Source organism: Actinophytocola sp. (assembly GCF_036402745.1).
GTDB lineage: Bacteria > Actinomycetota > Actinomycetes > Mycobacteriales > Pseudonocardiaceae > Actinophytocola.
Window position 1 is genome coordinate 21129 of record NZ_DASWSJ010000057.1, and the last position, 11431, is coordinate 32559.

The following is an 11431-nucleotide window of genomic DNA, read 5'->3' on the forward strand; positions in this document are numbered from 1 at the left end:
TTGCAGCGTAGAGGAAATCACGTCCGGTGAGGAGATGTCATGGACCTCAAGCACCGCTCACGGTCTCTTGTGGAGGGTCCCGCCCGAGCAGGGGCCAGGGCGTACCTCAAGGGGATGGGCTACGACGAGCGGGCGCTGGCCAAGCCGTTCGTCGGCGTCGCGCACTGCTGGACCGAGACCATGCCGTGCAACTTCACCCACCGGACGCTGGCCGAGTCCACAAAGGAGGGTGTGCGGGCCGCGGGTGGCACGCCCATGGAGATCAACACGATCGCGATCTCCGACGGCATCACCATGGGCACGCCGGGCATGCGTACCTCGCTGGTGTCCCGCGAGGTCATCGCCGACTCGATCGAGCTCGTCGCGCGCGGGCACTGCTTCGACGCGCTGGTCGGCATCGCGGGCTGTGACAAGACGATCCCCGCGGCGGTGATGGCGATGGCGCGGGTGGACGTGCCGAGCGTGCTGCTCTACAGCGGGTCCATCCGGCCGGGGTGCTGGCGCGGGCGCGACGTCACCGTGCAGGACGTGTTCGAAGCCGTCGGCGCGCACGCGGCCGGCCGGCTGACCGACGCCGAGCTGCGGGAGCTGGAGGAGGCCGCGTCGCCCGGGCTCGGCGCGTGCGGCGGGCAGTTCACGGCGAACACGATGGCCATGGCGTTCGAGGTGCTGGGCATCAGCCCGCTGGGCTCGGCGATGGTGCCGGCGCAGGACGAGCACAAGGGCGGCGTGGCCGAGGCGGCCGGGCGGCTGGCGATGAAGGTGCTGGCCAACGACGTCCGGCCGCACGACCTCATCACCCGGACGTCGATCCGCAACGCGATGGTCGCCGTGGCCGCGTCCGGCGGGTCCACGAACGCGGTGCTGCACCTGCTCGCGGTGGCCGCGGAGATGGGCGTCGAGGTCACGATCGACGACATGGACGAGATCAGCGCGAAGACGCCGCTGATCTGCGACCTCAAGCCGGGCGGCCGGTTCGTGGCCACCGACCTCTACGCCGCCGGTGGCGTGCCGCTGCTGGTCAGGCGCTTGCTGGAGGGTGGCCTGCTCGACCCGGACGCGCTCACCGTGACCGGCCGCACCCTCGGCGAGGCGGCCCACGACGCGCCGGAGACGCCGGGCCAGGAGGTGGTGCTGCCGCTGGACCGGCCGCTCAAGCCGACCGGTGGCCTGGCCATCCTGCGTGGCAACCTCGCGCCGGACGGCTCGGTGGTGAAGCTGTCCGGCCACGAGCGGCTGTGGCATCGCGGGCCGGCGCGGGTGTTCGAGGGCGAGGAGGCGGCGATGGCCGCGGTGCTCGCGGGCGGGGTGGGCGCCGGTGACGTGGTGGTGATCCGCGGCGAGGGTCCGGCCGGCGGCCCGGGCATGCGCGAGATGCTCGCGGTCACCGGCGCGCTGCAGGGCGCCGGCCTCGGCGGGGAGGTCGCGCTGATCACCGACGGCCGGTTCAGCGGCGCCACCCGCGGGTTCATGGCCGGCCACGTCGCCCCGGAGGCCGCCCGCGGCGGCCCGATCGCCGCCGTCCACGACGGCGACACGGTGACGATCGACGTGGCCGCCCGGCGTATCGACGTCGACCTGTCGGCGGCGGAGATCACCGCGCGGGTCGCGGCCTGGCGGCCCGCGCCGAACCCGCACCGCACGGGCGTCCTCGCGAAGTACGAGGCCCAGGTGGGCAGCGCGAGCACCGGCGCGACGACCAACCCGGCGCTGCCTGGCCGTCAGCCTGCCCCGTGACGTGTCGGTGGCTGCCACCAGGAACGGTTGTCGCGGTACCAGGCCGCCGTCCGGGTGAGGCCGTCGTCGATGCCGACCTTCGGCTCGTAGCCCAGCTCCGTGGTGATCTTGCCGATGTCGACGGAGTAGCGGCGGTCGTGGCCCTTGCGGTCGGCGACCCGCCGCACCAGCGAGTCGTCCCTGCCGGTGGCGGCCAGCAGCCGGGCGGTCAGCTCGCGGTTGGACAGCTCGGTCCCGCCGCCGATGTTGTAGACCTCGCCGGGCCGGCCGCGCTCGGCGACGAGCTGGATGCCGCGGCAGTGGTCGTCGACGTGCAGCCAGTCCCGGACGTTGCCGCCGTCGCCGTAGAGCGGCACCGGGCGGCCGTCCGTCAGGCTGGTGAGGAACAGCGGGATCATCTTCTCCGGGTGCTGGTAGGGCCCGTAGTTGTTGGAGCAGCGGGTGATCACCACCGGCAGGCCGTGCGTCACGTGGAACGCGCGGGCGAGCAGGTCGCCGGCCGCCTTGGTGGCCGAGTACGGCGAGTTGGGCGCGAGCGGGTGGTCCTCCGGCCAGCTGCCGTGGTCGATGGACCCGTACACCTCGTCGGTCGACACGTGCACGAACCGCGGCACCCCCGCCTCCAGCGCCGCGCTCAGCAGCGTGTGGGTGCCGAGCACGTTGGTGGTCACGAACTCGGCCGAGCCCGTGATCGACCTGTCCACATGCGACTCCGCGGCGAAGTGGACGACGAGGTCCGCGCCGGACATCTCGTGCTTGACCGTGAGCGGGTCGCAGATGTCGCCCACGGTGAGCCGCAGCCGCTCGTCGTGCGCGACCGGCGCCAGGTTCTCGAGGTTGCCGGCGTAGGTGAGCGCGTCGAGCACCACGACCTCGTCCGGGTCGAACCCGGGGTGCTCGCCATGCAGCACGCCACGCACGTAGTTCGAGCCGATGAAGCCGGCGCCGCCGGTCACGAGCACCTTCACGACGCGACCTCCATGACGTAGCGGCCGTAGTCCGACTTGCCCAGCGCGGCGCCGAGCCGGTGGCACTGCGCCGCGTCGATGTAACCCATGTGCAGCGCGATCTCCTCGACGCACGCGATCCGCACGCCCTGGCGCTCCTCGAGCGTCCGCACGTACTGCCCGGCCTCCAGCAGCGACGCGTGCGTGCCGGTGTCCAGCCAGGCGAAGCCGCGGCCGAGGTCGACCAGCCGCGCCCGCCCCCGGTCGAGGTAGACCCGGTTGACGTCGGTGATCTCGAGCTCGCCGCGGGCGGACGGGGTGAGCCCGCGGGCGATGTCGACGACGTCGTTGTCGTAGAGGTACAGCCCGGTGATCGCCCGGTTGGACCGGGGCGCGGCCGGCTTCTCCTCGATCGAGAGGAGGGTGCCGTTCTCGTCGGCCTCGCCCACGCCGTACCGGTGCGGGTCGGCCACTGGGTAGCCGAACAGCACGCAGCCCTTGAGGTCGCGGGCCGCGGCGTGGAGCAGCTGGGAGAACCCGGGGCCGTGGAAGACGTTGTCGCCGAGGACGAGCGCCACCGGGTCGTCGCCGATGTGGTCCGCGCCGACCAGGAAACTGTCGGCGAGACCGCGGGGCCAGGGCTGCTCGGCGTAGTCGAGGCGCAGGCCCAGCGCCGAGCCGTCGCCGAGCAGGCGCTCGAAGGCCGGCCGGTCCAGCGGGGTGGTGATGACGAGGATGTCGGTGACGCCGGCCAGCATCAGCACCGACAGGGGGTAGTAGATCATCGGCTTGTCGTAGACCGGAACCAGCTGCTTGGACGTGGCCATCGTGACGGGATACAGCCGGCTGCCGGTGCCGCCGGCGAGAATGATCCCCTTCATCTCGGTCCCTTCATTCGACTCGGTTGCGGTAGGCACGCACGGCGAGCGGGAAGAACACGGCGACGGTGCCGGCGAGCCAGAGCAGGCCGCCGGCCAGCGGACCCGCCACCGGGCCGCCGACCAGCAGGCCGCGCATGGCGTCGGCCAGCAGGCTCACCGGGCTCACGGCCGACCAGTCCGCCAGCCAGCCGGGCATGCTGGCGGTCGGCACGAACACGTTGCTGCCGAACGTGAGTGGTACGACGAGGGCGAGGAAGATGCCCTGCACGGCGACCGGGCCGCGGACCAGAACGCCGACCAGCACGGGGATCCAGCACAGGCACAGTCCCGTGAGGACCATCAGCACCAGTCCGGCCAGCAGCGGCAGGACCCCGGTCTGCACCCGGAACCCCACCACGGCCGCGGCGACGAGCAGCGCGGTCCCCGCGACGACGTAACGCACGCCGGCCGCGAGCACCGCGCCGACGAGCGGGGCGGACCGCGCGATCGGCAGGCTGCGGAACCGGTCGATCACCCCGCTGCCGGCGTCGACGTTGAGCGTCACCCCGGCGGAGAGGCTCGCGACGAGCGCGGTCTGCACCAGCAGGCCCGGCACCAGGTCCCGCAGATAGGCGCCGGTGCTGCCGGCCACCGACCCGCCGAACGCGAACCCGAACACCACGAGCGTCGTCACCGGCTGGAGGACGGCGTCCAGCAGCTGCGCCGGATCGCGGCCGATCTTCGCGCTGCCCCGGCCGGCGAGGAGGAGCGCGTGCCGCGCGTGGGCGGTCACGCCGGGCTCCCGGCCGGCGTGGTGGTGCGGTGGGTGAGGGCGAGGAAGACCTCGTCGAGGCTGGGGAGCCGCAGGGCCAGCTCGTCGACCGCGATGCCGGCGGCGGCGAGGGCTGCGACCACTGTGGACAGCAGCACCGGGTCGGCCAGTGGTGCCGTCAGGACACCAAGCTCGGGGTCGGCCGCCGGGCCGGTGCCGGTGAGGTGGGCCAGGATCCGGGCCACCTCGGGCAGGTCCGCCGGCGCCGACGGTCGCACCTGGACGGTGTGGCCGCCGACCCGGCGCTTGAGCTCGGCCGGCCGGCCCTCGGCGACGACCCGGCCACGGTCGACGACGGTCACCCGGTCCGCGAGCCGGTCCGCCTCCTCCAGGTACTGCGTCGTCAGCAGGATCGTCGTGCCCTCGGCGGCGAGCTCGCGGACGAGCTGCCACACCTTCGTGCGCGCGTGCGGGTCGAGGCCGGTCGTCGGCTCGTCGAGGAAGAGCACCCGGGGCCGGCCGACCAGGCTGGCGGCCAGGTCGAGCCGGCGCCGGGTACCGCCGGAGTAGCCCTTGACCGGGCGGCCGGCCACCTCGGTGAGCTCGAACCGGTCCAGCAGCTCGGCCGCGCGGGCCTTCGCGGCGGCCCGGGGCAGGTCGAGCAACCGGCCGAGCAGCACCAGGTTGCCGGTGGCGGTGAGGTCCTCGTCCACCGAGGCGTACTGCCCGGTGAGGCCGATCGCGCGGCGGGCCGCCACCGGGTCGGTGACCACGTCGTGCCCGGCCACCGAGGCGTGCCCGGCGTCCGGGCGCAGCAGCGTCGCGAGGACGCGGACCGCGGTGGTCTTGCCCGCCCCGTTCGGCCCGAGCACGCCGACCACGGTCCCCGCGCCGGCCGCGAGGTCGAGCCCGTCCAGCGCGACCGTGGCGCCGAACCGCTTGACCAGCCCGTCGGCGAGGATCGCCGGCGTCACGCCGGCACCCCGGACAGGCGGTAGCGGCGCAGGCAGTCGGTGTAGTGGGGGAGCAGGTCCGCGGCCGCCGCCTGGGCCAGCGTCGGGAGCTCCCGTGTGGACGGACGGGCCGCCGGCCAGGGCAGCGCCAGCGCCGGGTCGAGCGGGTCGACGCCGTGCTCGGCGGCGTCGGACTCGGTGCACAGGTGGGTCGTGGCCGTGTCGTCCGCGAGCGCCACGAACGCGCGGCCGAGGCCTTCGGCGAGGTAGACCGCGCGGCGGGTGACCGCGTCCAGGCGCACCGCGTCCCACCGGCCGAACGCCGGCGAGCCGACCCGCAGGTCCACCACGATGGCCAGGACCGCGCCCCGCACGCAGTACACGTAGCGTGCCCGGCCGGGCGGCGTGGTGAAGTGGATGCCGCGGACCGTGCCCGGGCGTGACACCTCGTGGTCGACCCGCGCCACGGTCAGCGGATGCCCGCGGGCCGCGGTGAAACTGTCCTGGTGGAACGGCGACCCGCCGCGGGGCGCGAACTCGTAGGCGTCCGGCACGGCCAGGCTCGATGTCATGTACCCACCCCAGCGAATCGGCTCTCGATGTCCTGTTCGGACCGTCGGCCGCGCTGCCCGTTCCTGGCACCGACACTACGACAGCGGCGACCCCGCCCACATCACCCTTCGCGCCGAACTTCCGTTACCTCCCAGGGTGTAGAAGTGCGCTCGGCTCGACTACCGTCGAACCATGACAGCCCAGGGACAGCTGCTCACCGAGCTCCGCGCGGCACTCGGTGGGGCCGGGGTGCTCACCGATCCGGACGTCACCGCGAGCTACCGGCGGGACATGATGGCGCTGGCACCGCACGGCGAGCCGCTCGCGGTGGTGCTGCCCGCGGACGTGGCGCAGGTGCGGGCGGTGGTCCGGGCGTGCGCGCGGGCCGGGGTGCCGATCGTGCCGCGGGGCGCGGGCAGTGGCCTGTCGGGCGCGGCCAACGCGGTCGACGGCTGCGTGGTGCTCGTGACCACCAAGCTGAACGCCATCGAGGAGATCGACCCGGACAACCGGCTCGCCGTGGTGCAGCCCGGGGTCGTCAACCTGGACCTGCGCACCGCGGTCGAGAAGCACGGCCTGTTCTTCCCGCCGGACCCGTCGAGCTACGACTGGTGCACGATCGGCGGCAACCTCGCCACCAACGCGGGCGGGCTGTGCTGCGTGAAGTACGGCGTCACCACCGACTCGGTGCTGGGCCTGGAGGTCGTGCTGGCCGACGGCGAGCTGCTGCGCACCGGGCGCCGCACGGTCAAGGGGGTCGCGGGCTACGACCTCACCAAGCTGTTCGTCGGCAGCGAGGGCACGCTCGGCGTGATCACCCAGGCCACGCTCGCGTTGCGCCCGCTGCCGCAGGCGCCGGCCACCCTGGTCGCCGCGTTCGGCTCGGTCGAGGCGGCCGGCGCCGCGGTCAGCGCGGTGGTGCGCGAGGGGCTCGTGCCGTCCCTGCTGGAGATCATGGACAGCGCGTCGGTCGAGGCGGTCGAGGCGTACCTCGACACCGAGGTCGGCCCGCCCGGCGAGTGCGCGGCGCTGCTGCTCGCCCAGTCGGACTCCGGTGGCGCGGTGGCCGAGCGCGAGCTGGCCGCGATCGAGCGCATCTGCGCCGACCTCGGCGCGTCGATGGCGTACACGACCACCGACCTCGCCGAGGGCCGGATGCTGCTGCACGCCCGCCGGGTCGTCGGCCCCGCGCTGGAGGCCTACGGCGCCTGGCTCACCGACGATGTCTGCGTGCCCCGCACCCGGATCGCCGAGCTGCTCGGCGAGTGCCGGCGGATCAGCGAGCGCCACGGCCTGCGCATCGCCGTGGCCGGCCACGCGGGCGACGGCAACATGCACCCGGTGATCGTCTACGACCCGACGTCGGCCGCCGAGCTCGCCGTGGCCCGCACGGCGTTCGACGAGATCCTCGCGTTCGCCCTGGCGCTGGGCGGCACCATCACCGGCGAGCACGGCGTGGGCCGCATCAAGCAGGACTGGCTCGCCCGCGAGCTCGGCCCGACGGGCATGCGCGTCCACCGCGCCCTCAAAGCCGCCCTGGACCCGGCGAACCTGTTCAACCCCGGCGCGATGTTCACTAGTCCGCCTCCCCGGGATTAAAAGTGTGCGTTGCGTTCCGGCGGATGGTGTGGGTGTCGGGGTGGGTGGTGGTTGGGTGTCGTCACGGTCCCCTGAGGTTCCGATGGTCGGCGCAGTCGGCGCAGGACTTCACACGATGATCTACGAGACAGGCCCTAGGTGGCGGGTGCGGCGACCTTGCTTGCTGACGAACTCCAGCACCGAGTCGGCCATGTAGTCGATCATCTCGTCGGTCAGACCCGGGTGGACGCCGATCCAGAAGCTGTGCTCCGTCACGATGTCGCTGTTCGTCAGGTCGCCCACCGCGCGGTAGTGGGTGTCCACATAGGCCGGATGGCGGGTGAGGTTGCCGGCGAACACCTGGCGGGTCCCGATGTTGCGACCCTCCAGGAACGCGACCAGCTCGCGCCGGCCGAACGGCGCGTCGGGCAGGACCGTCAGCACGAAGCCGAACCAGCTCGGCTCGCTGCCCGGGGTGGCGGTCGGCAGCAGCAGCCCGGGCACGCCGTCGAGCGCGCCGCGCAGGCGGGCCCAGTTGCGCCGCCGCGCCGCGACGAAGGCCGGCAGCTTCGCGAGCTGGGTGAGCCCCAGCGCGGCCTGCGTGTCGGTGCCCTTGAGGTTGTAGCCGACGTGGGAGTAGATGTACTTGTGGTCGTACCCGGCCGGCAGCGTCCCCAGCTGCCAGCCGAACCGCTTGGCGCACCGGTTGTCCTCGCCGGGGCTGCACCAGCAGTCGCGGCCCCAGTCACGCAGGGACTCGATGATGCGGGCCAGGTGCAGGTCGTTCGTCGACACCACCCCGCCCTCGCCCATCGTGATGTGGTGGGCCGGGTAGCAGCTCAACGTGGAAACGTCGCCGAACGTGCCGGTCGGCCGCCCGTCGTAGGTCGCGCCCAGCGCGTCGCAGTTGTCCTCCATCAGCCACAGCTCGTGGTCCCTGGCCAGCGCCGCGATCTCCGTTGCGGCGAACGGGTTCCCGAGCGTGTGCGCGAGCGCGATCGCCCGGGTGCGCGGGCCGATCGCGTCCGCGATCCGGTCGGCCGAGGTGTTGTACGTGCCCAGCTCGGTGTCCACGAACACCGGCACGAGACCGTTCTGCAGCACCGGGTTGACCGTGGTGGGGAACCCGGCGGCGACCGTGATCACCTCGTCGCCCGGCACCAGCCTGCGGTCGGCCAGCTGCGGCGAGGTCAGCGCGCTGATCGCCAGCAGGTTGGCCGACGAGCCGGAGTTCACCAGGTGCGACTTGCGCACGCCGATCGTGCGGGAGAAGCGGCGCTCGAAGTCCTGCGCCGAGCGCGCCGCGACGATCCGCATGTCCAGCGCGGCCTCGACGAGCGCGGCCCGGTCCTCCTCGTCGAAGACCGGCCCCGACGAGTACAGCGGGGTGACGCCGGGCCGGAACGGGCGGGTGGACGCGGCCGCGTGGTGGTACTCGCGGACCGCGGCGAGCACGTCCTCGCGGATCTCGTCCGTGCCGATGGTGCGGGGGGTGCCGTCCGTGGTGGTCACTGTGGACTCCTGTGGGTCTGTCGGTACCAGCGGATTGTTCGGTCGAGCCCGTCACGCAGGCTCAGGGGGGAGAACGAGATGACGTCGTGCATCCTGGCGAGCTCGAGCGTCCGGCCGGACCCGCCGGCCGGCTTCGCCGGGTCCACCCGAACCCGGTCCGGGCGGCCGGTGAGCGAGAGCACGAGCCGCGCGAGGTCCACAATGGACACCGACTCCTCGGTGCCGATGTTGACCGTGTGGTACTTGTCCGCCTCGACCAGCTGGAGGGTCGCGCGGACCAGGTCGGTCACGTAGACGAACGAACGGGTCTGGCTGCCGTCGCCCCAGATCTCGAGCTCCTCGCCGGCGAGCGCGCGGCGGATCATGCCGGGGATCACGCTCGCCACCGGGCCGAAGCCGTCCCGCGGGCCGTAGACGTTCGCCGCCCGCGGCACGTGGATGGTCATGCCGAACTGGTGGCGGAACAGGTCCGCGAGGGTCTCGGTGAACACGTGCGCGAGCACGTACCCGTTGCGCGCGTCGGCCTCGGCGACGCGGTGGCCGGCGTCCTCGCCGACCGGGCCCGGGCCGTGTCCTGAGTAGACCACCGACGAGCTCTGCAGCACCACTTCCGGCACGCCGTCGTCCCGGGCCCAGCCGAGGACGTTCAGCGCCATCCGCGCGTCGCACTCGAGGATGGTCGCCGCGTGCCGGGTCTTGTACTCGGCGTTCCCGTGCAGTGCCGCGCAGTGCACGATCGTGTCGACGTGCGGGCCGATCTCCCGGAACGCCGCGCGCGTCGCGTCGGTGTCGCACAGGTCCACCCGCGCGAGCCGGAGCCGGCCGGTCGCCGGCAGCTCGCGGAGCACGCTCTCCTTGTGCGTGCGGTAGAGGCAGGTCACCCGGGCACCGGCGGCCAGCAGCTCCGTCACGAAGTGGGAGCCGATGAAGCCGAGGCCTCCGGTGACCGCGACGGTTCGGTCAGCCCATCGGTCGCTGGTCATGGGTGTCCCTCAGCGCAGCGTCTCGAGGATCTTCATGGCGGTGGTGGCGCCGTCCTCCGCGCGGATCTGGTGTCCCAGCTGGTTCGCCCGCGTGGCGATCCGCGGCTCGGTGACGGCCCGGCGGATCGCGGCGGCCAGCCGTTCGGCGGTGAGGCGGTGCTGCGGGATCGGCGGCGGCGCGGCACCCGCGGCGTGCACCTGCCACGCCCAGAACCGCTGGCCGCTGATCGTGAACGGGCAGACGACCTGCGGGCGGCCGGAGGCCAGCGCCGCGCTCGCCGTGCCGCCCCCGCCGTGGTGGACGATGGCGGCCATGCGGGGGAACAGCCAGTCGAACGGCGCCTCGTCGAGGTAGAGCAGCCGGTCGTCGGGCTCGGCGAACCGGATGCCGCCCCAGCCGGCGACCACCACCGCGCGCACCCCGGCGAGCCGGACGGCGTCGCGGACGACGTGTCCGCTGCGCACCGGGTCGGACCCGACCGCGCTGCCGAAACCGACGTAGACCGGTGGCTCCCCGGCCGCGAGGAACTCGGTGAGCCGCCGCGGCGGGGTCCAGCCGGACGCGGCCGGCAGGAACCAGTAGCCGGTGGTGTGCACCCAGTCCGGGTAGCCGAGCGGCGCGGGCAGCGCGTGCCTGCTGAACGCCTGGAGGACCGTGGCGGGTGTCCCGTCGGGGCGGCGCAACGGGTCACGCTGCCGGCGCCGGCGCAGGTTCGTGCCGACAAAGGAGGCTTTGTTGAGCGCGCGCGGGAGCCGGAATGGGAACTCGGGATTCGTGAACGAGCTCGTCGGAATCCAGAACGGGTCCATGAATACCGGGACCGCTGGCACGCCCAATGTCTCGGCGACCTCGTGCCCGGGAAGAAGGCCGTGATGCACGACGATGTCCGCGCCCTCGTCGACGGCTTTTCGCATGTCCCCGCGCAACGCGTCGCGCAGTGACCGGTGCTTGCGCATGTGCCGCCGGCTGAGCACCCGGCCGCGAAGTCCCCAGTGGTTGGCGTCGAGCGACTGGCGCATGAGCGGGTCGCTCAGCATCGTCTTGGCTATGTCGTTGAAGGGAATCACCTTGGTGCTGTGCGGTTCCATGAGCGAGGCGGACCCGGCGGGCGCGCCGACGACCACCTCGTGCCCGGCCTCGTCCAGCACCCTGGCCAGCGCCGCGAAGGGCTGGACGTCCCCACGGCTGAACTGGGTGAGAATGGCGACCTTCATCCCGGGACGACCCCCATGTGATTTCGGTGGACAGTGGACGGATGAACGTGAGCCGCACGACCGGGAAATTGTCTGTTCCCGTGTCGACCACACTGTCTGCGCCGAATTCCCGGCTCGGCGACGACGTTACGGCAGGCTCGTTCGCGCTGTCGTCAGTCGCCCTGCCGAATTCTCGTTAGGTCCCGAGACGGACGCCGCGTTTCCCCGCGGTTACGGACTTTCTACGCCGGCGCCCCTCACCGGCGCGTGAGCTCCGGGGCCGCCGGGTCGTCGGCCGGCAGCCAGGCCGGCGCGGACGTCCGGGCGGAGAACCGTTGCCAGT

Annotated in this window: 10 protein-coding genes; 2 read left to right on the forward strand and 8 right to left on the reverse strand. The window is 73.0% G+C overall.

Going from position 1 to position 11431, the window contains the following annotated elements:
* Window positions 1-39 precede the first annotated feature (39 nt).
* Complete coding sequence (ilvD, locus tag VGD70_RS05925) at window positions 40-1737, forward strand: dihydroxy-acid dehydratase (RefSeq protein WP_331078913.1); 1698 nt, start codon at window positions 40-42, stop codon at window positions 1735-1737.
* Here ilvD and rfbB read toward each other — a convergent pair.
* From rfbB to VGD70_RS05950, 5 genes are read right to left on the reverse strand one after another with little or no spacing between them, the layout of a single operon-like run.
* On the reverse strand, window positions 1722-2705 hold the full coding sequence (gene rfbB, locus VGD70_RS05930; protein ID WP_331078915.1) for a dTDP-glucose 4,6-dehydratase: 984 nt from the start codon (window positions 2703-2705) through the stop codon (window positions 1722-1724). The genes ilvD and rfbB overlap by 16 nt on opposite strands.
* Window positions 2702-3565: a glucose-1-phosphate thymidylyltransferase RfbA gene (gene rfbA / locus VGD70_RS05935; protein WP_331078917.1), complete on the reverse strand. Its 864-nt coding sequence runs from the start codon at window positions 3563-3565 to the stop codon at window positions 2702-2704. The genes rfbB and rfbA overlap by 4 nt, the downstream gene beginning before the upstream one ends.
* A gap of 10 nt (window positions 3566-3575) precedes the next feature.
* Complete coding sequence (locus VGD70_RS05940) at window positions 3576-4337, reverse strand: ABC transporter permease (protein WP_331078919.1); 762 nt, start codon at window positions 4335-4337, stop codon at window positions 3576-3578.
* Entirely contained in the window at window positions 4334-5290 is a 957-nt protein-coding gene (locus VGD70_RS05945) for an ATP-binding cassette domain-containing protein (RefSeq protein WP_331078921.1), read from the reverse strand. Before VGD70_RS05945 ends, VGD70_RS05940 begins: the two co-directional genes overlap by 4 nt.
* Complete coding sequence (locus VGD70_RS05950) at window positions 5287-5841, reverse strand: dTDP-4-dehydrorhamnose 3,5-epimerase (protein WP_331078923.1); 555 nt, start codon at window positions 5839-5841, stop codon at window positions 5287-5289. The genes VGD70_RS05945 and VGD70_RS05950 overlap by 4 nt, the downstream gene beginning before the upstream one ends.
* Window positions 5842-6013: 172 nt before the next feature.
* On the opposite strand from VGD70_RS05950, the gene VGD70_RS05955 reads away from it, so the two are divergent.
* Complete coding sequence (locus tag VGD70_RS05955; RefSeq protein WP_331078925.1) at window positions 6014-7420, forward strand: FAD-binding oxidoreductase; 1407 nt, start codon at window positions 6014-6016, stop codon at window positions 7418-7420.
* A gap of 120 nt (window positions 7421-7540) precedes the next feature.
* On the opposite strand, the gene rfbH is transcribed toward VGD70_RS05955, so the two are convergent.
* From rfbH to VGD70_RS05970, 3 genes are read right to left on the reverse strand one after another with little or no spacing between them, the layout of a single operon-like run.
* Window positions 7541-8911 carry a lipopolysaccharide biosynthesis protein RfbH gene (gene rfbH / locus VGD70_RS05960; protein ID WP_331078927.1) on the reverse strand — a complete coding sequence of 457 codons (1371 nt, stop codon included), beginning with the start codon at window positions 8909-8911 and terminating at the stop codon, window positions 7541-7543.
* Entirely contained in the window at window positions 8908-9894 is a 987-nt protein-coding gene (locus VGD70_RS05965; RefSeq protein ID WP_331078929.1) for an NAD-dependent epimerase/dehydratase family protein, read from the reverse strand. The genes rfbH and VGD70_RS05965 overlap by 4 nt, the downstream gene beginning before the upstream one ends.
* 9 nt (window positions 9895-9903) lie before the next feature.
* The gene (locus VGD70_RS05970) at window positions 9904-11109 is read right to left on the reverse strand and encodes a glycosyltransferase (protein ID WP_331078931.1); all 1206 of its coding nucleotides are present in this window, start codon (window positions 11107-11109) and stop codon (window positions 9904-9906) included.
* Between the last annotated feature and the right edge of the window lie 322 nt (window positions 11110-11431).

Excerpts from the sequence above, each read along its gene's own strand:
- VGD70_RS05950 (WP_331078923.1), bottom strand. The coding sequence starts at position 5,841 with ATGACATCGAGCCTGGCCGTGCCGGACGCCTACGAGTTCGCGCCCCGC.
- rfbA (WP_331078917.1), bottom strand. The coding sequence starts at position 3,565 with ATGAAGGGGATCATTCTCGCCGGCGGCACCGGCAGCCGGCTGTATCCC.
- VGD70_RS05955 (WP_331078925.1), top strand. The coding sequence starts at position 6,014 with ATGACAGCCCAGGGACAGCTGCTCACCGAGCTCCGCGCGGCACTCGGT.
- VGD70_RS05965 (WP_331078929.1), bottom strand. The coding sequence starts at position 9,894 with ATGACCAGCGACCGATGGGCTGACCGAACCGTCGCGGTCACCGGAGGC.
- ilvD (WP_331078913.1), top strand. The coding sequence starts at position 40 with ATGGACCTCAAGCACCGCTCACGGTCTCTTGTGGAGGGTCCCGCCCGA.
- VGD70_RS05970 (WP_331078931.1), bottom strand. The coding sequence starts at position 11,109 with ATGAAGGTCGCCATTCTCACCCAGTTCAGCCGTGGGGACGTCCAGCCC.